The 20,687-nt window shown below is 51.6% G+C and carries 17 protein-coding genes and 2 pseudogenes; 6 read left to right on the plus strand and 13 right to left on the minus strand.

Annotation, left to right across the window (positions count from 1 at the left end):
- Positions 1-216: 216 nt before the first annotated feature.
- The 4 genes and pseudogenes from L6439_RS23360 to L6439_RS23375 form a co-directional block, all read right to left on the minus strand.
- On the minus strand, positions 217-888 hold the full coding sequence (locus tag L6439_RS23360; RefSeq protein ID WP_213470639.1) for an N-acetylmuramoyl-L-alanine amidase: 672 nt from the start codon (positions 886-888) through the stop codon (positions 217-219).
- Between the two features lie 330 nt (positions 889-1,218).
- On the minus strand, positions 1,219-3,207 hold the full coding sequence (locus L6439_RS23365; protein WP_213470638.1) for a SpaA isopeptide-forming pilin-related protein: 1,989 nt from the start codon (positions 3,205-3,207) through the stop codon (positions 1,219-1,221).
- Positions 3,204-5,195, minus strand: a pseudogene (locus tag L6439_RS23370) (collagen binding domain-containing protein). Before L6439_RS23370 ends, L6439_RS23365 begins: the two are co-directional and overlap by 4 nt.
- Before the next feature lie 22 nt (positions 5,196-5,217).
- Entirely contained in the window at positions 5,218-5,694 is a 477-nt protein-coding gene (locus L6439_RS23375; protein ID WP_213470632.1) for a hypothetical protein, read from the minus strand.
- A 524-nt stretch (positions 5,695-6,218) separates the two neighbouring features.
- On the opposite strand from L6439_RS23375, the gene L6439_RS23380 reads away from it, so the two are divergent.
- The 3 genes from L6439_RS23380 (at position 6,219) to L6439_RS23390 (ending at position 11,399) form a co-directional block, all read left to right on the plus strand.
- Positions 6,219-7,709 (plus strand): peptide MFS transporter, encoded by a 1,491-nt coding sequence (locus tag L6439_RS23380; protein ID WP_213470630.1) that lies wholly within the window; start codon positions 6,219-6,221, stop codon positions 7,707-7,709.
- Between the two features lie 659 nt (positions 7,710-8,368).
- The gene (locus tag L6439_RS23385; RefSeq protein ID WP_213470627.1) at positions 8,369-10,423 is read left to right on the plus strand and encodes a methyl-accepting chemotaxis protein; all 2,055 of its coding nucleotides are present in this window, start codon (positions 8,369-8,371) and stop codon (positions 10,421-10,423) included.
- A gap of 106 nt (positions 10,424-10,529) precedes the next feature.
- Positions 10,530-11,399, plus strand: coding sequence for a ComEC/Rec2 family competence protein (locus L6439_RS23390; RefSeq protein ID WP_213470625.1), 870 nt, complete (start codon positions 10,530-10,532; stop codon positions 11,397-11,399).
- 419 nt (positions 11,400-11,818) lie between these two features.
- Here L6439_RS23390 and L6439_RS23395 read toward each other — a convergent pair whose 3' ends face one another.
- Together L6439_RS23395 and L6439_RS23400 are read right to left on the minus strand one after the other, a co-directional pair.
- A complete protein-coding gene (locus L6439_RS23395; RefSeq protein WP_213470623.1) occupies positions 11,819-12,337 on the minus strand; it encodes a DUF3231 family protein in 519 nt (172 codons plus the stop codon).
- 243 nt (positions 12,338-12,580) lie between these two features.
- Positions 12,581-12,781, minus strand: a complete 201-nt coding sequence (locus tag L6439_RS23400; RefSeq protein ID WP_237096621.1) for a hypothetical protein — start codon at positions 12,779-12,781, stop codon at positions 12,581-12,583.
- 170 nt (positions 12,782-12,951) lie between these two features.
- Here L6439_RS23400 and L6439_RS29805 point away from each other — a divergent pair, with 170 nt between their 5' ends.
- From L6439_RS29805 to L6439_RS23410, 3 genes and pseudogenes are all read left to right on the plus strand, one after another.
- Entirely contained in the window at positions 12,952-13,194 is a 243-nt protein-coding gene (locus L6439_RS29805) for a Kelch repeat-containing protein (protein WP_213470621.1), read from the plus strand.
- 33 nt (positions 13,195-13,227) lie between these two features.
- Positions 13,228-13,346: pseudogene (locus tag L6439_RS23405) on the plus strand (ran-binding protein 10); the annotation flags it as partial.
- A gap of 403 nt (positions 13,347-13,749) precedes the next feature.
- Positions 13,750-14,175 carry a Hint domain-containing protein gene (locus L6439_RS23410; protein WP_237096622.1) on the plus strand — a complete coding sequence of 142 codons (426 nt, stop codon included), beginning with the start codon at positions 13,750-13,752 and terminating at the stop codon, positions 14,173-14,175.
- A gap of 116 nt (positions 14,176-14,291) precedes the next feature.
- On the opposite strand, the gene groL is transcribed toward L6439_RS23410, so the two are convergent.
- From groL to L6439_RS23445, 7 genes are all read right to left on the minus strand, one after another.
- Positions 14,292-15,920 (minus strand): chaperonin GroEL, encoded by a 1,629-nt coding sequence (groL, locus tag L6439_RS23415; protein WP_168181895.1) that lies wholly within the window; start codon positions 15,918-15,920, stop codon positions 14,292-14,294.
- A gap of 120 nt (positions 15,921-16,040) precedes the next feature.
- A complete protein-coding gene (gene groES / locus L6439_RS23420) occupies positions 16,041-16,322 on the minus strand; it encodes a co-chaperone GroES (protein ID WP_168181894.1) in 282 nt (93 codons plus the stop codon).
- A 389-nt stretch (positions 16,323-16,711) separates the two neighbouring features.
- On the minus strand, positions 16,712-17,494 hold the full coding sequence (gene tatC, locus L6439_RS23425) for a twin-arginine translocase subunit TatC (RefSeq protein ID WP_168181893.1): 783 nt from the start codon (positions 17,492-17,494) through the stop codon (positions 16,712-16,714).
- A gap of 69 nt (positions 17,495-17,563) precedes the next feature.
- On the minus strand, positions 17,564-17,836 hold the full coding sequence (gene tatA, locus L6439_RS23430; protein WP_168181892.1) for a twin-arginine translocase TatA/TatE family subunit: 273 nt from the start codon (positions 17,834-17,836) through the stop codon (positions 17,564-17,566).
- A 113-nt stretch (positions 17,837-17,949) separates the two neighbouring features.
- Complete coding sequence (locus tag L6439_RS23435; RefSeq protein ID WP_168181891.1) at positions 17,950-18,441, minus strand: MogA/MoaB family molybdenum cofactor biosynthesis protein; 492 nt, start codon at positions 18,439-18,441, stop codon at positions 17,950-17,952.
- Positions 18,442-18,551: 110 nt separating this feature from the next.
- Positions 18,552-19,238, minus strand: coding sequence for a 5-formyltetrahydrofolate cyclo-ligase (locus L6439_RS23440; RefSeq protein WP_237096623.1), 687 nt, complete (start codon positions 19,236-19,238; stop codon positions 18,552-18,554).
- Between the two features lie 293 nt (positions 19,239-19,531).
- Positions 19,532-20,683 (minus strand): FtsW/RodA/SpoVE family cell cycle protein, encoded by a 1,152-nt coding sequence (locus L6439_RS23445; protein ID WP_475718916.1) that lies wholly within the window; start codon positions 20,681-20,683, stop codon positions 19,532-19,534.
- Positions 20,684-20,687: the final 4 nt, after the last annotated feature.

Below are 20,687 nucleotides of genomic sequence, written 5' to 3' on the forward strand. Positions count from 1 at the left end.
CAAAAACCTCATTGTAAATGCTTTCAGGAAAATAATTTTCTATATATCCGAAAATTATGTTTATTATTTTCCGGATGTGTTTAATCTATGATGTAGCGCATAAAAGGCAAAAAAAATGACCGAAGCTTGCGCTCCGGGTCATCTGAAAAGGGGATTGCCTCATCGGTTTTCCTCATATAGATAGGCCGGCCATGAGCCTTGTCGGCCTATTTTTTCTCACGGGTTACTTGCTATACGACTCAGTAACCGTTCGGCGACCACAGCCACCTCGGCGCGGGTGATCGGCTGATTCGGTTCGAAATTCCCGGTGTCGCGGCCCACCATAATTCCGGCCTCGATCACCGCTCTGATCGCCGCCTCCGCCCAGTGGCCTGCAATGTCGGGCGGGATCGGTTTGTCCGACGCCTTCATCGCCTTTTCTACCAGCTGCATAAACTCCTGCCACCGCGGGAGAATCCGGGACGGGCACGCCTTCCCGCTCCAGTGGCGATGCGGCACGACAGCGTTCAGCCCGATGCCGTGCCGCTTGGCCAGCAGAGCGATCAGCTCCGCGGCCCGCTGCCATGCCAACGGCTCGTCCATGCCCTGATACATGCAGACCTCGATGCCGATGGATGACGTATTTCCGGGGCCGTTGCCGTCGCCCGCGTGCCAGCCCTGCTCATCATCCCGCAGACTCTGGTATATCTCATGGTCATCTACCGTGTAGTGCCAGCTTGTCTGCGTGCCGCCGCTCCCGTTCAAAATATAACGGCTGTGCGCTTCCGCCGTAGCCCCGGGAGCGGTGTTATCCGTATTGTGAACGGTAATATATTGCGGCTTCATCGGCCGGCTCGGCTTGTTCGGCCGCCCGTCGGGAAGCAATCGCTGCTTGATCTCGATAGTCACTTTTCATCAGCTCTCTTCAGAAAATTTTAATCTGGAAGAAAACAAATCCGATTGCGGTAGAAAGAGTGACTTGACGCTATGATGCTCAGCTTCTCTATCTTCCATAGTAAATTCTATGATGGCAAGGTAGAATGCGCCGATTGCAGATGTCCCGTGCCAAAAGATTATTTTTATAGAAACGGGAGGGGAGAACCCTTACCGATTTTAGGCCATTTCTAAGGCAGAATATACGCTTTTCAATTTGCCTCCCGCTGCCCTGAGCTTGTCAGCGCCAAAAAAACTGCGAAAAACCGCCAAGGAATCTTACCCTTGGCGGTTGTTAAGGTAGCGTTATGCCGCATCTCTCTTCATTCTTTTCCGCATGTACCACAATCCAACACCTGCGGCACATAAGAACCAGCCTGCGATCGGGGACACAGGCGCTCCCCCGCCGGTCTGCGGCAATATGCTTTTTGGATTATCCGCTTCCGTAACCGCATCAGAATCGCCATTGACATCCGCATTTCCGGCGTCGGCCTCGTTATCGGAATTGTTGGCAGACTCTCCGTCCTGGTTGTCCTCCGTAGCGCCGTCAGGCTGTGCCGCGCCGCCTGTATCTTCTCCATCAGGCTCCCCGCTGCCGCCTGGCACGGAAGGCTGATCCGGATTCATTCCGCTGTCCGGATTCGTTCCGTTGCCCGGTTCGACGATAGTACCCGGAACGGTAGGCACGTTCGGATTTGCCGTCGTTCCTGGCGCAGCCGGCTGGCCGGAATTGCCGGATGTGCCCGGCGTGTCGGAATCATCCCGTTCGGAAGGAGATGCCGTTCCTCCCGTGTAACGGGTATTCTCGACTGTAACCAGCTTCTCCTGTCCGGCGACAATCTCGAACCCGGTCTGCTTATGCTTGATGAGGTAGCCGTAAGGCGCCTCGATTTCCTCGAAAATATATGCCCCTGGCGCAAGATTCGGAACAAGCAATTCCCCGTTCGTATTGGTGATCAGGGTCGGCAGGTCATTTCCGGTCCGATCCTTGACGGGTTCCTTATTGGCATCGAGGAGCCGGAACTTGGCGCCTGCCAGCTTGAGGTCCGAACGGCTGCTGTCGACCTTGATCAGCTTCGCCGCTCCGGTCTGCGGCGCTTCAGGCTCGCGCGAATTCTCGATAAGCACCACGGTCTCGACAGTGCTCTTCACTTGGAATTCAACCAACTGCGGATTCAGGATATACCCGGCAGGCGCCTTCGTCTCTTCAACATAATACTTGCCTGGGTTCAGGTTCGGGAGGAGCACCTGTCCGTTCTCGTCCGTCCTCAATTGCGACAGTTCCTTCCCTGTCCGATCCTTCGCAACTTCTTGGCTGGCATCCAGAATCCGGAACTCGGCTCCGGCAAGCTTGTTGTCATGCTGCCCCGCTTCGGCCTTAATCAGCTTCACGGTTCCCGGGCGCAGTTCGTTCGTAAAGGCAATGATCGTCGTTTCATTATTTTTCACATCAAATGTTGCCGGCTTGGCGTTCTTCTCATACCCTTCAGGCGCAGCCGTCTCGACAAAGGAATAGCTGCCTTTCTTCAACCCGTTGACGACCAATTTTCCATTTTGGTCGGTGACCAGCTCGTCCCGTACGACGGCTCCCTTCGCATCCCGCAGCTCGAACTTGGCACCGAAGAGCGGCTGTCCGTCATAAGCATCCTTCTTCGTCAATTCGACGGAACCCGGGATCGGCTTATTTACCACGGTCCGCTTGAGAAGAGAAGTCTGGTTCTTCCCGATCGTGAACGAAATAGGCGTTTCGTCCCGTTCATAGCCTTGCGGAGCTTCCACTTCAATGAGCTGATAGTGTCCGCCCGGCTCCAGATGGGACAGATAGAGCTTGCCGTTCTGATCCGTCTTCAAGTCGGTCTTCCCGGACACATCCTTATACCCGCTGCCATGATCCTGTTGAAGCTTGAACACCGCATCGGGCAGCGTCCGGGAAGGCTCATCCGCATCGGCCTTCGTCAGCTCGAAATCCCAGACGCCTTTGACATTCACAATCGTTTTGGTATCTTCGCTTTTTCTCAACTCGATTGCAACGCCGGCTTCATAGGTTTTGTCGATAAGATAACCTTCTGGAGCAGACAATTCTTTCAAAATATAGTCCTTATAGCGAAGATCCTGCAAAACTATCTTTCCATCGGCGCCAGTTACTACAGGACCTTGCAGCAAAATCCGGCCCGACTTATCATACAAGGCAAAGGAAGCTTCCGCTAACGGCTTGCCTGATCCATCCTTTTTCAGAACGATAATATTCCCGCGACCCGAAGGGATAGCCTCACCGCCTGCTCCCGCGAGCCTCACGATAATTTCTTTTTCATCTCCTGTAACGACGTCCCCGGAAGATTGCCCCTGGAAGGAGACTTTATTATCCAGTTTTTCTCCGTGCCCCGCGTCGATATAGGACTGATATTCCAAAATATGTCGGATTCCGTGCCTGTCCCTTGGCGGCCCGTCTTGCTGATATATTCTCCGCCATGCTTCGGCGTGACCGTATAAGTTCCTTTGAATAAAGGTTCCGCGGCAATATCCCCGTCGTAAAGCTTGGCATCGTTGGTGTACGCTTTCGTCACAGGATGGTCTTCCAGACTCGTGATATAGGCAATGCGGTAAGCCGAATCAATCGGCTTCTTGAATACCAGTTCAAAGCCGTCCTTGCCCGTGCCCTCCTGCTTGATCGGAGTCACCACGTAATCGGCTCCTTGCTTAAGCGCATCCCCTGTTCGAACACCGTCTGCGCCGCCTGTAAGAAGTAAATGCCGAACCTACACCTTTGCCGGATCGAAAGACTGCTCGCCCGTGTAGAAATCGCGCAGTACGGGATTCTTAATCTCGTGCAAATTGTAGTTCACGTCAATGGTCCAGGTGACTTCCTTCGTTCTTGCGTCATATTCGCCAACCTTTTTGCCATTATCTTTGGTGTAACTGTCCGGAGTAACGGCAGCTTCCTTCGTAATTGGCGTCTGGCTTTCCGTTCCTTCGTCCCATGTTAACGCAGCTGTATTTTTATAGCCCGGCTTATTGAGTTTCGGATCAAATGCCGTCTTGTACGTGATCAAATACTCTTTATTGATGGATTTATTGAACTTAATCATAAACCCTTCGTCCGCCGCCATATTCAGAGACACCGAATAATCGCCGTCTGTGCCCTCCGGATGTTGACTCTTGGTCAGGCCCGGGATGTCCAGACTGCTCTCGATAAAGGTTAAACCCCGATCTTTAAAGCTGTCGGTGATCACGACATTGTCCATGTCCTCATTGTCCGAGTTCAAGGTAAGCGTCCACGTAATTGTTTTGTTCTTGTAATCGACGCTGCCGGCGCTCTTGCTGAATATAACTTGGCCGATCGTCCGCTCCGCGTCTGCTTCCTTGTCAGCGTACTGCACCTTGTTGGTCACTTTCACGGCTTCATCATACACGCGGCTTTTCGCTTTCGTGGAATAACGGATTTCATACGCGTTCGTAATGTCCTGCTTGAATTGAAGCGTAAACCCTTCGCCGGTCTTCTCCACTCTATACTTGTCCTTGCTCAGCTCCGCTTTTTTCGTCCCTCGCCCCTTATCGTCAATCGTCATTTCATTAACGACAAAGGAATCCAAGTCTGCTTCTTGCCGTGTTGTATCAAAAGTATCCGTAAGCAGCGCCTTGGATTGAGAGATTTCCCGCTCGTTATAGTTGTATTGAATCGCCCATTGAATCGTCTGGGTACTCGGCGTATAGCCTGTCGATTCCTTAGCCAGCGGTTCGCTGAAGATAACGCTGACATTAGCCGGCGCTTCACTCTCTATATTATTGCTGCCCGTTATCTTGGCTGTATTGCTGTACGTTTTATTATTCTCGCCATCAACAATCTCCGTTGTGTACGTCACCCGATAAGCATCCTGTATCGTACCCAGCTTTAATTCAAAGCCAGTTTCAGTTCGTTTCACTTTCCCGGCAATGTCCACGGGTTCGAGCGGCTCTACCTGGCCATTTAATAACACCCGCAGCTTGTACAGCCCGATGCTTCCCTCTTTGATTTCAAGTCCCTCTGGAGTAATCGTATCGGTAAAGACGGCGTCTTTAATTTCACGTTCACTCTTGTTAAAGTCCACTTCCCAGCGAACCTCGCGAGGATTTCGGTCCTTATCGGTCTTCCCCCGCTTGTCCATATCTTTGCCGGATGCCGGCTTGAAGTGAACCGGGATGATAAAATTGGAATTATCCCGAATATCAAATAGGATATCTTCACGCGTCCCGCCGCTTAGCTTGCTCTTGTCGAATTGTCTCCAGACATGGAAGGTTCCTGTCATGCCTTGCCCTGCATTGATTTCTTCACTGAAGGTAAAAGTGACTTGCCCCTGCGGAGTGACAATATAGGTCCCAACTTCTCCGGTCCCCCCCCGCCAGTTTGCCTTTTAATTCGGTGGCGGTCTCGAACTTATCCGGAAGATGGAAGGTATACGTAGAGCCCTTGCCATAGGGATGACCGGAAGGGAGTTCCCACGTATAGTTGACGGTCACGCGTGAACCTACATCAGGACGAACCTCTCTAATATCGTGGTCCGCCTCATCCTTGATCGTCACCGACGTAATCATATTTTCTGTGATCGTTCCATAGGTTGCATTGGTAACGGTGTTCAAGCTCTTCCCGTAGGTCAGATCCGTCACACTCAGTTCCCTGCTATCGCCAAAGCCCGCTGACTCCATCGGCACTCCTTCAAGCGCACTCGCAAAGGAAGGCGGAATAACTAGGTTCAGCAGCAATGCGGCGACCAAAAAAACATATAAGGTCTTTCTTCTCTCTCTCATGGTTTGGGACGCTCACCTCTTTACGTATGAAATTTGTACTGCAATGAGCTTGCAACGGAAGCTGTCTGCTCCTTTCTGTCGAAGGATCAGGACTCTATCCCTGTGTCTAGGAAAAAGTTCCCATCAAATAGGATAACAAACGACCCTATTCAAAAACTGATCATGGTAAATAGCGGCATAGGTCTAGCATTATTGGGTAATATAGAATCTATAGGAAGCTTTCTTCCCGTAAAACATCTATCAATAAAGGAAGAACCGCCTCCTAACAGAAGCGGTTCTCTGGAGTGCATATCCCCGTTCATCGCTTATTTACTATCGTTAGACCCAGCGAAGCAGGTAACCGGCATCCGCCCGGGATGCATTTTGAAAACGGAGGCTGCATAGTTATTAATAGCGTAGTCTTTTCCGGGACTGTCTTATATTGTCACCTCGAAATGATTGCAGTCATACAATTCAGGGTATTATAATAAAAAAATATAAAGCTTCATTACGTTAAAGGATTATTTTATTAAAGGAGAGTTGCTATGGCGGGTAATGACAGAAAGAAGATTATAGAGAGTGTTCCGCAAAAGGGATTTTTCGGGCATCCCAAAGGCTTGTTCACCCTATTTTTCACCGAGTTCTGGGAGCGATTTTCCTATTATGGAATGAGGGCTATTCTTGTATTCTTTATGTACTATGAAGTGTCGCGGGGCGGACTCGGGTTTCCGGAGAACACCGCGCTTGCGATAATGTCCATCTACGGATCACTCGTGTATATGTCGGGAATCATCGGCGGTTGGATGGCTGACCGGATTTTAGGCACGTCGAGAGCCGTTTTTTATGGCGGTATCTTGATCATGCTCGGTCATATCGCGCTGGCTGTACCGGGAAATGCTTCGCTGTTCTTTATATCCATGATCTTGATTGTGTTAGGCACCGGTCTCTTGAAACCCAATGCATCGAGCTTAGTAGGGGAAATTTACGGCGAACAAGATAACCGCCGGGATGCGGGCTTTAGCATTTTCTATATGGGGATCAACCTTGGAGGATTCCTGTCTCCTCTAGTGGTAGGAACCGTCGGAATGAATAATTTCCACCTTGGCTTCGGCCTGGCTGCTATCGGCATGTTCATCGGCCTGGCCGTATATGCGGCAACCCGCTCCAAAAATCTGGGTCTTGCCGGTACGGTTGTCGTCAACCCGCTCTCACCCGCCGAGAAGAAAAAGGTGTTTGCTCTTCTAGGTGTGAGTGCCGTGGTTCTGGGCGCCTTGATCGCGGTTGCGATTGCATTTGGCGTTCTGACTTTCGATACATTTATCAAGCTGGTTGGGATTCTAGGCATCCTCATTCCAACCCTGTACTTTGTCGTGATGTACCGCAGTCCGAAAACAACGCCTGTCGAGCGTTCGCGGGTTATTGCGTACATTCCTTTGTTCATTGCTTCGATTATGTTCTGGGCCATTCAGGAGCAAGGGTCTACCATTCTGGCCAATTATGCAGACAAGCGTACCCAATTGGAATTCGCAGGCATCCATATCTCACCCGCCTGGTTCCAGTCCTTGAATCCGCTCTTTATTATTTTACTGGCCCCTGTATTCGCTTGGTTGTGGGTAAAGCTCGGAAATCGCCAGCCGACCATACCCCAAAAGTTCTCGCTGGGCTTATTGTTTGGCGGCTTGTCCTTTTTGATCATTCTGCTGCCGGCTTACTTGGGCGGACCCGCTTCGCTCGTCAACCCATTGTGGCTCGTGCTTAGCTACTTCGTCGTGGTACTCGGCGAGCTATGCTTGTCGCCGGTGGGCCTCTCGGCTACGACGAAGCTTGCGCCCGCTGCCTTCACGGCCCAGACCATGAGCCTATGGTTCTTATCCAATGCCGCGGCCCAAGCCATTAACGCCCAAATCGTAAAATTCTATACACCAGAAACCGAGATGCTTTACTTTGGGGTAATCGGAGGGGCAGCCATCGTGCTGAGTCTTCTGCTCTACTTGCTGTCCCCGAAAATCCAAAGCTATATGAAAGGCGTTAAATAAGCAGACTTTCATCCATCAGATAATCTGATTCCTTGCCCTTAGAAAAATAACGAACAACATATGTACTTGCAGCTTAGGGCCGTCAGAAAGGTACGATTTCTGGCGGTCTTGGGTATGCGCGCATTCGACCAGCCAGACTCAAGACGGCGTCCCAAATATGACGATCTCATGAATTTGACGATTCTGTGATAAGTCTACCACCTTTTCGCTATTTCTTCAACCGAAACGTTCATCGCATGCTGTTATTCTTGGAAGAAGATAATGCCACGATGAGACAGAAACAATAACACTGATCAGAGCACAAATGTAACAGGTACTCGTACAGCCGCTTCCTCTCCTCGTTCATCGCGATAAGCCCGCTCCCCTATTAAGAAGACAGGCCTCGCAGCCGTTTGTGGGCCTTGGCGCCGGATTGCCATTCACTCTACATAACTACATATATCTCCTCCGCGAATCGTCCCTCCCTTGCAACCCGGAAAAGACTGCAGCAGCCTCTTCCAGATAAATGGCTCCTTGCAAACGATCCATTCATCTTCTGCCTCAAAACCTGCCAAGATCGGTCATTTGTATTAAAAAGCCCTTTTTCTCGGACGATAAATACTCAAGTCGAATTTTATGGGGGGAGTTCACAACGACAAACATCTTAGAGGAGGGGCTCTATGTTAAGAAGCATTAAGCTGAAACTGATTCTAGCCTTTTTAGTGACAATTCTCGTTCCTATCTCACTCATTGGCGTGATTGTCCATAATAGCATGGTAAAGGAAATCACCGATAATTTCGTGACATCGACTACGAATGAAGTCTCGCAGGTGGACGGCAGAATGTCTCTTTACTTCGATACCGTGAAGGAAAATGTGCAGCTCCTGGCTGCCAGCCCAATCATCCGCCAAGCCGATGACACCATCACCTCATATATGAACCGGCCGGAAAAGAGCAAGGCGACACCTTCAAAAAACGGAGGCATTGAAACCGAGATTTATAAAGAATTAGAGCGGTTTGCCAAAACACATCCCAACACGTCCTCCGTGTTTGTAGGCACGGCCGGTGGCGGCTACGTACAGTGGCCGGAGGATGAATTGGCCGCTCAATATGATCCGCGGACCCGCCCTTGGTACGATGACGGGGTGGCGAATCCCGGCCAAGTCACGATGTCTGAACCGTATGCGGATGCGGTTAGCGGCCTTTTGCGAATGAGCAGCGTAACCGCCGTCAACGACGGCAACGACAAGCCGCTGGGCGTAGTCGGACTGAACATGAGCCTCGGCAAGCTGGCCGAGCAGCTCGACAGCATCAAAATCCGGACGACAGGCTATGTCATTCTGCTCTCCCGCGACGGAACGATTCTGGCTCATCCCCGCAACCCGGAGCTTATAGCTAAAAATATTGCGGATATCGGCGTGCCGGAATTTGCCGGCATCAAAGAGAAAACGGCGGAGCATTTCGAGATCCGAATGGACGGCACAGACTACATCACCAATTTATATACGTCACAGCAAACCGGTTGGAAGTACCTGTCTGTCGTTGAAAAAAGCGAATTGACTCAAGAAGCCTACAAAATCGGGAAGATCAATCTCCTGACCAGCTCGATATGCGCCATCTTGTCCGTGCTGCTGGCGCTGGCGCTGGCATCTAACATTACGAAGCCGCTTCAGACCGTCGTCACGAATCTGAAGGCGATCAGCTCGGGCGATTTCACGGGCGAGGTTCCGGCTTACATCCGGCAGAAAAAGGATGAAATCGGCGTGTTAGGTCAATCGCTGCAGACGATGCAATCTTCGATTCGCCATCTGGTGGCCGAAATACGCGGCGCCGCCACGACATTGGCAGCCTCTTCGAAGGAGTTGTCCGCACACACGGCAGCGAGCACGGAACAGATTCAAGAAGTCGGATCCATCGTTAAGGTAGTCGCCGACGGGGCCGAGACGCAGATGCGGGGCACGGAAGAAGGCTCCAAGGCAATGGAAGAGATGGCCATCGGCATTCAGCGGATCGCGGAGAGCACAACCAGCATTTCCGAGACGTCGATGGATACGTCCGAGCAGGCGAAGAATGGCAGCATGCTGCTGCAGGAAGCGGTAAGACAGATGAACACGATCGATGAATCCGTGCGTAATTCGGGGGTCTTGGTTCACAATCTGGGCGAGCGCTCGGAACAGATGGCCGTTATTGTCGATGCCATCACCGAAATCGCATCGCAGACAAACCTCCTTGCCCTGAATGCGTCAATCGAAGCCGCCCGCGCAGGCGAACACGGTCAAGGCTTCGCCGTCGTTGCCCATGAGGTAAGGAAGCTGGCGGAGCGCTCGGCGGACTCCGCGCGCGAGATCGCCGACCTGATCGAAGAAGCGAAGAATGATGGCTCCAAGGCCGTCAAATCGATGGATGACGTTCGGGATAGCGTCGCCGATGGCATTTACAAAGTAGAAAACTCTGTGCAGCTCATTCAGCGCATCTTATCGGAAATTACCGATATGGCAGGCCAAATGCAAGATACGTCCGCCGTGACGGAAGAAATGTCCGCCGGCTCTGAGGAAGTGCTTGCATCCGTTAACGAAATCGCGCACATCGCCGAGAAGAACGCGGAGCATGCCACGACACTCGTGAAGTTCACGGATCAGCAGCTGCTGGATATGGCGGCCTTATTGAAAAATGCGGAGCAGCTTAATCAAATGGCACAGACGTTGAGCCAGATGATGAGCCGCTACAAAATATAAGGGAATACATCGAGGCATGGATTCTGCCAGCCGCCCGGGCCATCCCGCTAGGAAGAAAAGCCGGTATCCGGCGCCGTGATATGCTACAATGAGACGGGAGGGAAATATGAAGAAGCATTTCTACATCACGACTGTTCTTATTTTCGTATTGCTCCTGGCGGGATGCTCAGCGGGGATGCCGGCAGTAAGCCAGACAGGCCAGCCTCAGCAGCCTGCTGGTACCCTGGAAGTCTGCTATTTGGATGTCGGCCAAGGAGATTCTACATTGATTAAGACTCCAAAAGGACAGCATATCTTAATTGACGGCGGGGATAATCATAAGGGGCAGGATGTTGTCGAATACCTTAAAAAAATAGGGGTCACGGAGTTGGATGCAGTGATAGCGACGCATCCGGATGCCGACCATATCGGCGGTCTCGATACGGTAATTGATGCGATTCCCGCCAAGAGCGTGTATGCGCCCAAAGTGAGCCACACCACAAATACATACAAGGATTTCCTGATGTCCGTCAAAAATCGCGGCCTCAAAATCAAGTCAGCCAAGGCAGGCCTTGAAATCCCGCTGGAAGGCGTCACAGCAAAGTTTGTTGCCCCCGCGGCTGAGTATGGCAAGGATCTGAATGCTTGGAGTGCGGTTCTCCACCTCTCTTATGGCAAGACTTCCTTCCTCTTTACCGGCGACGCTGAGGCCAGAAGCGAAAGCGATATGCTGGAGCATCCGAAAAAACTGAAGGCCGATGTGCTGAAGGCGGGACATCACGGTTCGGACACGTCCACCTCGCAGGAGTTCCTGGACGCGGTCCAACCAACCTGGGCCGTGATTAGCGCGGGAGCGGATAACAAGTATGGCCATCCCAAGAAGGTTACCATGAACCGGCTCACAAAAGCCGGTGTTAAGATATTCCGGACAGACCGGCAAGGAACAATAACGGCAATCAGCGATGGCAAGACAATAACATGGACAACGACGAAATAACCCCGGAGCGCTCCGGGGTTTGTTGTTTGTCTTGTTCCAAATGACTACCCGAGTTCTAGAATGGGACATCTATTAAGCCTTTTCACGCTACTATACCGGAGCTTTGGCACAATCATTTCTAACTGTCTCTCATATCGTAATATTAGAAAGGAGGTGGCTTAAATGGGACGTCATCGTAGACCAATCACTATTGTTCTTCATCGGGGTCAGAAAGTATTGGTAGTGTGCAAAAGACACAGAAGACGTTTTGAGTAATTATATCCACCATTGACGGCGATGCTCCTCCTACTCTATACCCGCAAGAAAAAAGCCTCGGAGGAATCCGGGGCTTCGCTTTGCGGACAATGGATTATACCCAATTCCGGATGGGCGCCATGCTCCCGATCTCCGGCTCGTTCGGTATAGCTTCCGCAAGTATCTTATTTTTCGACTTCCTCCGGTCTCTTTATATGCAGCGGCGGCGGGACCAACCAGCCTTTTTCTTTATTCATCTCCAAAATTTTCAGGGCCAATGCGGCTTTCGTCATGTGATATTTACCAAACAGCGCACCGATGTCTTCACGAATTGATTTCGCCATGATTTGGCTGCACATTACCATGCCGGCTGCCGTATCAGCTGCAATCAAAGCGGATAATTCTTGATCCGTAAGCCGCGCTCCAACGGGAATCTCTTCGAGTCTGGCTTCCGGCCGCTCAGGAAGCTTCGGGCTCGGAGCTATTCCATTGCTGATTAATATGTGATCGCATTCTTTCTCTTCCAGTTCTGCTTGATTAATCAAATCTCCTAATATATTTTTTAAATCCTTATCTCCTGCGTGGCAGTGATATGCCCGGTAAACAGATACGCATCCTTTCGCTTTCATTGAAAAGGACCACACGTCAAAAACTTCGCCATAATGCAATGGCTCATCCTTAGGGTTGCCGCTTAAAATTCCCATTCCTAACATCTCCTACTTCATTTTAACCAGCCGTTCTGGTCGTTGTTAAGGTTATCTTCCGAAGGAGACATTATCCATATCATTTTTTACCAATTGTTTTAAATTCCTTACATAAGTCCCCAGCCCCATAACTAAAAATAGATTGCTATAAAAGACAATATCACGCCGCTCGTGTCGGTGCCGCAGCAGTGCTTCCTTATGCTGTGGAAGCCTCGTACGGCTGGACTCCCACAGACCGTTATGTCACGCTGTTCTCCCCCTAACCGGCTGCCAGGACAATATGCGGTCGATCCGAAACGGCCGCCATGCTCCAGCCTTTAGGCACGTAGCATGCAGCACGCCGTCCCGGATGCTCCGGATAATGATGCGCCGTTGCGTAATGGCTCCATGTTTGTCCTCGTATATAATCTCAACCGTGTAACCGATGTATTGATCCAGCCTCATTCCCATCACCTCGAACATTTGTTCTCTATTCTATATAACAGTATATGCAAATAAACGTTCGATTATCAATGGAAATTACCTGAAATGAAAATTAAATAACAAACTTTACATTATTTCAATATATAGGACTTCATGTTTAGAGTCAGGGGAATAGGTAAAAAAAGAGCGATATGCTTGCCCCCCGAACAGGGGCGGCAATTGCTACATGGAATAGGCAGATTAATGTTTTTGGTGGATCTTCCGATGGAAGAACTGCGTATGAAGGGATCAAGCGAAATCATACCTATGTATACGATCCGGCATCTGGTGCTTGGTCTGAAAAGAAACCTATGCCAACTGCTCGTGCGGGAGCTGCAACAGCAGTTGTGAATAACTTTCCCAAGAACTCAAGCCGTGTCAGCGGTTATCGATAAGAAGAACCAGAGCCGAAAGAGCCAGATCCCCAAGAACCAGAACAACCTATAGGTGATAAGCAATACTTGTCGTAACGATGACCACGGGTTTAGAAAAAGAATTTGACCTCAGTTTGGATGAAGTCAATGCCTTTATCGCCTGGTACGAAACAAGCGGGAATACTTTCCACGTCCGGCCCATGCGATGTATTGCTGCGCTAAAGTCATTTAGAAATAGAAAAAGACCGCCCTAAAGACGGCCCACTGATAAGGAGGCAAGGAACCATAATAGGTATGCCTCAATTCACTGGCCGTGATACTGGTCCAATCATTTGAAGTACTTTCTCATATTGTATCTTAGAAAAGGAGGTGGCTTGAATGAGACGTCATCATAAAGCAATCAAGGTTATTCTTAAAGAAGGGCAGAAAGTGTTGATCGTGTGCAAAAAACGGAGAAGACATTGTTGTGAAAGACATTTTTGGTAATAACTCATTTTTGTGGAGTGCCATCGGCCATGCTCCACCCCGTGTCTACCCGTAAGAGAAATGCCTCGGAATACTCCCGGGGCTTTTCCCGTGAGATTTGATCGGCAGCAAAAAAGAGCCTCACCAGCACAATGCCAGCAGAGCTGCTATTTACCGGTTCCTCCGGATTTGACTCCAGTATACACCTATAATACGGTTGTGGAATTGTTCAAAAGGCAGGCCGAGACGTACCGAATTACGGTCAAAGGAATAACGATAACGACAACGGAAGAGCATCCGTTCTGGGTGCCCGGCCAAGGCTGGATTGAGGCAAGACACCCTAAAGCAGGTGACCTGTTTCAAAATCCAGAACTCTATCCGATCGACCGTATCGAGATTAAGAACGGCATCACCACCGTGCATAACTTCCGTGTCGAAGGAGTACATAATTATTTCGTAACAGGGCTGGAAATATGGACGCATAATTACAACCCGCATGTGACTGAGAAGATGAAAAAAACGCAAGCGACATACTGAAAAATACATGGAAGATAGCATACTCTGAAAAATGTTATTTAAATGTTATTTTTATAGAAAAAAGGCTCCTATCGGGAGCCTTTTTCCTTGCTATATCAAGCTTTGCGGGCGATGGATTACATCATGCCGCCCATTCCGCCCATGCCGCCCATATCAGGCATGCCTGGTTTTTCTGGTTCCGGCTTGTCAGCGACAACCGCTTCGGTCGTCAAGAACATAGCCGCTACGGAAGCTGCGTTCTGCAGTGCGGAACGAGTAACCTTCGCAGGGTCGACGATACCCGCTTCGATCATGTTCACCCACTCGCCGGATGCGGCGTTGTAGCCAATGCCTGTCGCTTCGTTCTTCAGGCGCTCAACGATGATGGAGCCTTCTTGGCCTGCATTGTCGGCGATTGCGCGAACCGGAGCTTCCAGCGCGCGGAGAACGATGTTCACGCCTGTCAACTCGTCATCGGAAGCATTTACCGCTGCAACGGCTTTGTATACGTTCATCAACGCCGTACCGCCGCCGGCTACGATACCTTCTTCGACAGCCGCGCGAGTCGCGTTCAGCGCGTCTTCGATGCGGAGCTTGCGCTCTTTCAGCTCGGTTTCCGTCGCAGCGCCGACTTTGATAACCGCTACGCCGCCAGCCAATTTCGCCAGGCGCTCTTGCAGCTTCTCTTTGTCGAACTCGGAAGTCGTTTCTTCCAATTGCGTGCGGATTTGGTTCACGCGAGCATCGATATCGGCTTTGTTGCCGTTGCCGTCTACGATGATCGTGTTTTCTTTCGTTACGCGAACTTGGCGAGCGGAGCCCAGTTGATCGATCGAAGTCGATTTCAGCTCGAGGCCGAGTTCTTCCGTAATGACTTGGCCGCCAGTGAGGGCAGCGATGTCTTGCAGCATTGCCTTGCGGCGGTCGCCGAAGCCCGGAGCTTTGACAGCAACGCAAGTGAATGTGCCGCGCAGTTTGTTCACAACCAAGGTAGCGAGCGCTTCGCCTTCTACATCTTCAGCGATGATGACGAGCTGCTTGCCTTGTTGAACGACTTTCTCCAATACCGGCAGGATTTCTTGGATGTTGGAGATTTTCTTATCCGTGATTAAGATGTAAGCATTGTCGAGAACGGCTTCCATCTTGTCAGTGTCTGTAATCATGTATGGAGAAATGTATCCGCGGTCGAACTGCATTCCTTCCACAACTTCAAGCTCGGTGTTGAAGCCTTTGGATTCTTCTACCGTGATTACGCCGTCTTTGCCGACTTTCTCCATCGCTTCCGCGATCAGCGTGCCCACTTCGTCGTCAGCGGCAGAGATAGCTGCGACTTGAGCGATGCTTTGCTTGTTCTCGATTGGCTTCGCAATTTTCTTCAGATCTTCAACAGCGGCTTTCACTGCTTTCTCGATCCCTTTGCGAACGACCATCGGATTCGCGCCAGCCGTCACGTTCTTCAGGCCTTCGCGAATCATCGCTTGCGCCAGAACCGTAGCGGTTGTCGTACCGTCGCCGGCAACGTCGTTTGTTTTCGTAGCTACTTCTTTAACCAGTTGAGCACCCATATTTTCAAAAGCGTCTTCCAGTTCGATTTCCTTCGCAATCGTAACACCGTCGTTCGTGATAAGCGGAGAACCGAATTTCTTCTCCAATACGACGTTGCGGCCTTTCGGTCCAAGTGTTACTTTCACCGCATTAGCCAGAGCGTCAACCCCGCGAAGCATGGAGCGGCGTGCGTCTTCCGAGAACTTGATTTCTTTTGCCATCGTGAAACCCTCCTCAATTCATTCAGAATGATACGGCGTGCATATATGTCCGTCTGGAAGTCTTCCATTCCGGAAAGACTCGATCGTACTTATGTCGGCAAGGCTGTTCCGCCGGCCCGATTAGCCGATAACAGCGTGAACGTCGCTTTCTTTCATAATCAAATACTCTTTGCCTTCATACTTCACTTCAGTACCGGCATATTTGGAGAAAATAACGCGGTCTCCTTCTTTCAGATCGAGCGGCACACGTTGACCGTCTTTCCATACCCCGTTACCTACCGCGACAACCTTGCCTTCTTGCGGCTTCTCCTTCGCCGTATCCGGCAGAACGATGCCGAAAGCTGTAGTTTCTTCCTTCGCGATTGGTTCGATCAATACGCGCTCACCTAATGGTTTGATCATGAAAAATAGCCTCCTTTGAACAAGAGTTTATAAGGTGAAGAATTCCCCGGCGCCTGACGGACAGGCAGCGGTAGAATCCTCAAAAACGAAGCATTCGCCTGGTGTTAGCACTCGACGATGCTTAGTGCTAATAACCAATTCCTATGATACTGATTTTGGGTTTACATTGCAAGAGGGTTTCGCGTGAAAAAATGATTTTTCCGATCCGGGCGTGGGCGATCACGCCTTACCCAGTTTATCCAATAAGGCTCATCACATTCCATCCCGCCCGCGGATTGGCCCCGTTGCGCGCCGAGCGACCGCATTCATCCGCCGGGCACAAAAAATGCAGGCACAACAAGATGAACGCTCCATGCGTACCTGTTACGCCTGCATAAGTGACTTCATAATCAGACCGCCGTCGTATCGGCTCCTTCTCCAAATTCCTTCTCCCATGCCTCCTGCTCCAGCAGCTGCTTCCGGTAGACAATCGAGGACAGGAATACGCTGATCTCATATAAAATGAGGAGCGGTATCGCCACGAGCAAATCCGAGACAATATCCGGCGGCGACAGCATCGTGCCGAGCAAGATCAGGACAAAATAGGCCACCCGCCGCATTTTCCGCAATCTCAGCGGGTTCAACAACCGTATCCGGGTCAGGAACATAATGACGATCGGCAGCTCGAAGAGCAGCGAGATCGGGACCAGCAGATTGAACATGAACGAAAAATATTGCGTAATGCCGTACGTCTCGGTCAAGTTCATATGCTTGTTAATGCCCGACGTAAACGAAAACGCCATCGGAAAGACGACGAAATAGGCAAAAGACAGCCCTAGCACGAAAAGCACAAATACAAAAGGGACGTACCGAAGGGCAGCACGCCGTTCTATTTCCCGGAGGCCCGGGCTGACAAAAGCCCACAGCTGGTACATCGCAAACGGAAGCGTCACAGCCAATGCAATAATGAAGGCGAACTTCATATATATCCCGATCCCGTCCCAGAGCGAGAAGCCGTGAAGCGGCATCTGATTGGCCGGCTCCGTATTGCGCAAATATTCGTATATCGGATCGGCGGCGAGGAATCCTGCCGCCAAGCCAATGACGAGGACGATGATGATATAGACGACACGTCTGCGAAGCTCCGTAATATGCTCGACCAGTGTCATTTGTTCTTCCGTTACCTTCGACATGCCTCACCAACCTGTTCCTTCCATGGTAAAAGCGGGGCCGCCCCGCTGAACATAACAGACAAGGTCTTGTTACTCAGGGAGGCGGCGCTGATGGGCGCTGTTCGCTTCGCCGGACGCCTTGGCCGGCTCCTGGGCAGCAGGTTCGACGTCGACCGCCTGAATTTCTTGGCGGGCAGGCTTCGCGCTCGGCTCATCCCCCATAATATCGCGGGCGCCTTCCTTGAATTCCCGCAGGGTGCGGCCGAAGGCCCGTCCCAACTCAGGCAGCTTATTCGGTCCGAACAATAATAGCGCAATGACCAAGAGCAGAAGTATTCCCGAGACGCCAATACCGTTGAACATAGCGAAAATATCTCCTTTCTGCAGATCCTAGAATAGAGTGCTTGTGATCTACATCATATCATATGCGCCATCCGTAATATACCAAATAATCTGTCACAATCTTATGAAGGATTCTATTCCGCGCCCTTATGATCCCCGTTCAGCACGGCGAGCGCATGCGGAATCTGATCCATAATCGGCAGCAGATTCTCATGCACGCCCTTCGGGTCTCCGGGCAGATTAATGATAAGGGTCCGCCCCCTTACCCCGCACACGCCGCGGTTCAGCATCGCCCTGCGCTGCTTCTGCATCGAGGCGAAGCGCATCGCTTCGGCCATGCCCGGCACGAGCCGATCGACGACCTTGAGCGTCGCCTCCGGCGTCACGTCCCGCTCCGCCATGCCGATACCGCCCGTCGTAATAATCAAATGGGCCTGAAAATAGTCGGCCATCTCGATGAGCGATGCGGAGATCTCATTCATCTCATCCGGGACAATCCGGTATTCCACAATCTCACCATGAAGTTCTTCTTCGACGAGTTCCCGAATGACCTGGGCGCTCGTATCCTCGCGCTCTCCCCGGGATCCTTTGTCGCTCGCCGTCAATATTGCTACTTTCCAGCGCATCAGGGCTCCTCCTCCCGCCTAGCCGGCAGCAACCGGCCTTCTTCAATATATTGGCACGCGAAGGAAGGACGTCCATCCTTCTTCCGCATGCGATATCATCCAATCCTTAACTACTCGCGGCCGCCGTTCTTCCCGGTTAGCGGCAGCTCTCCAGCGGCTGCGCAAGCGATGATCTCATCCTCGGTTATCAGCCACTCGACAGCGATATCATGCGCTTCCATCGGGACGCGCTCCGCCAGCTGCCACGAATAGATGCAAGCCAGCCTTACAGCGCGATCGGCGCGTCTGCGTTCCAACGGGGCGCGGTCCAGCGCCTCCAGATAGGCGTGCCAGAACCGGTCATAATAACCTGCGCCCAGCCCGAGCCGTCCGCCCTGCCGGTCGTAGGCGATGCCGGGAACGAAAATCGCGTCCAGCTTGTCCCAATGCTCCGGATCGAGCCGTTCCGCTTCGGGGCCCGGCTCCTGCAGGCCGAAGGCTCCCGTCGTCAAGACCGTATGCTCTGTCCACGGGTGCAGCGACATCGTCCGCGAAGCCGCGTCCGTGCGCGGAAGATAGACGACATCGCCCCGCTTCCGGGAGTCAAGCAGCACAGCGGTAATATCCAGCTCATTGCCGAACGGAAAATAGGCGCATAAATGCAAGGGACGGCCATGCCGCTCTCGCAGCGCTTTCAAGAATGGGTAAGCCCGCCGGCACACGGCTTCGCTGCCGGCCTCCCTCTCCTGCCGGCCGACCGCCTGCCTGCGCGCCTTATATTGCAGACGAAGCATTCGCTTCTCCTCCGCTGCCGTCAACGTTACCGCCCCTTTCTATTACGGCCCTGAAGTTGTATCGGAATTCCGCAGGCCAGTTTATATGCTATGTACTCAATTTTCATTCATTTTTCATTATTTTCAACCTTAGTTTACCATCCTTCCCCCGTTAGCGCCACCATCCGGCCCATTTTTGGCGGCAAACGCCATGCCGCACGTTCTTCCCGTTCATATGCGCGAATAGAACGATAGCTCAAGCAATGCGAAAACCCCTGCGCAGCGCGCAGAGGGATGACTCGTCATGCTCCAATTCACCTAATCGGGCACGTCCTTATCTATCTCATCAGGCCGTCAGTCTCTGCCGCTATCGAGATGTCATCCTTGTGAACATGGACGCTCAGCACCAGCCCGATGGACAGCATATTCGCCAGCAGGGAACTGCCCCCGTAACTGATGAACGGTAGCGAAATGCCGGTCAGCGGCAACAGGCCGATATGCATCCCAATGTTGACGAAGATCTGGAACAGCAGCATGCCGGCCAAGCCGACAACGAGATAGGAACCGGCCAGCTCCCGGCTCTCGCGGGCGATAAACAGCATGCGGAATATAAGCAAATAAAAGAATAGCAACAGAATCGAGGATCCGATAAATCCGAATTTCTCGCCAATGACCACGTAGATGGAATCCGAATAGGCGTACGGTATGTAGCCGCGTTCAACGTAGAAGCCGGAATTTCCGCTCATTTGACCCGAGCCGATCGCGTTCATGGCGTTATTGACATGCCACGATTTATCCGGATCGAGTCCGGGTTCAAGAAACGTCTCGATTCTGGACAATTGATGGGGCTTCAACAGGGTGGCCAGAATGTCATAATTCGCAAAATACAGCCAGCAAACGCCCCCGACCGGCAAGCCCATCGACGCCAGCAGCAGCAGCATATGCAAGACGCGGATATTCCCCACCCACAGCATGACGGGCAGGACGGCGACGAACACGAGCGCCGTGCCCAAATCCGGCTGCTTCATCACGAGGAAGGCCGGAACGAAGAACACGGCGCCAATCGGAAGCAAATCCTGAAGGAACCGGAGCTTGTTGCCGGATCGCTTTTGCAGCAGATTGCAGGTGACAAGCACGGCAGCGATTTTAACCAGTTCAGAGGGCTGAAGCTGGAAGCCTCCGATTCTTATCCAGCGGACCGCTCCGTTAATATTTTCTCCGGTGAACATCACGAAGAGAAGCAGGGCAAGCCCGATTCCATATAAAATATAAGCGGCGGCGCCTGTGAATATCGAGTAGTCGAGCATGGCGATCAGCAGCATGGGGATAAGGAAGAGAACGAAAAAGACAAGGCTGTACTTGTATAGGCCGTCGAGATTCGTGCCGGAAGTGGCTTGATCTACGGCGACCGTCCCTAGAATCATCAGACCGAGCAGCACAAGGAGCGTCGGCTTGTCCAATTTTTTGAGCTTGCGAATATAAAACATCATGTGA

Source organism: Paenibacillus dendritiformis (assembly GCF_021654795.1).
In the GTDB taxonomy this organism is placed as follows: Bacteria; Bacillota; Bacilli; order Paenibacillales; family Paenibacillaceae; genus Paenibacillus_B.

Bases quoted from the DNA above. Each gene is read 5' to 3' on its own strand.
- groL (WP_168181895.1), bottom strand. From the start codon at position 15,920: ATGGCAAAAGAAATCAAGTTCTCGGAAGACGCACGCCGCTCCATGCTT.
- L6439_RS29805 (WP_213470621.1), top strand. From the start codon at position 12,952: ATGCTTGCCCCCCGAACAGGGGCGGCAATTGCTACATGGAATAGGCAG.
- L6439_RS23400 (WP_237096621.1), bottom strand. From the start codon at position 12,781: ATGAGGCTGGATCAATACATCGGTTACACGGTTGAGATTATATACGAG.
- tatC (WP_168181893.1), bottom strand. From the start codon at position 17,494: ATGTCGAAGGTAACGGAAGAACAAATGACACTGGTCGAGCATATTACG.
- L6439_RS23435 (WP_168181891.1), bottom strand. From the start codon at position 18,441: ATGCGCTGGAAAGTAGCAATATTGACGGCGAGCGACAAAGGATCCCGG.
- L6439_RS23380 (WP_213470630.1), top strand. From the start codon at position 6,219: ATGGCGGGTAATGACAGAAAGAAGATTATAGAGAGTGTTCCGCAAAAG.
- L6439_RS23395 (WP_213470623.1), bottom strand. From the start codon at position 12,337: ATGGGAATTTTAAGCGGCAACCCTAAGGATGAGCCATTGCATTATGGC.
- tatA (WP_168181892.1), bottom strand. From the start codon at position 17,836: ATGTTCAACGGTATTGGCGTCTCGGGAATACTTCTGCTCTTGGTCATT.
- groES (WP_168181894.1), bottom strand. From the start codon at position 16,322: ATGATCAAACCATTAGGTGAGCGCGTATTGATCGAACCAATCGCGAAG.
- L6439_RS23445 (WP_475718916.1), bottom strand. From the start codon at position 20,683: ATGATGTTTTATATTCGCAAGCTCAAAAAATTGGACAAGCCGACGCTC.
- L6439_RS23385 (WP_213470627.1), top strand. From the start codon at position 8,369: ATGTTAAGAAGCATTAAGCTGAAACTGATTCTAGCCTTTTTAGTGACA.
- L6439_RS23375 (WP_213470632.1), bottom strand. From the start codon at position 5,694: ATGAGAGAGAGAAGAAAGACCTTATATGTTTTTTTGGTCGCCGCATTG.
- L6439_RS23390 (WP_213470625.1), top strand. From the start codon at position 10,530: ATGAAGAAGCATTTCTACATCACGACTGTTCTTATTTTCGTATTGCTC.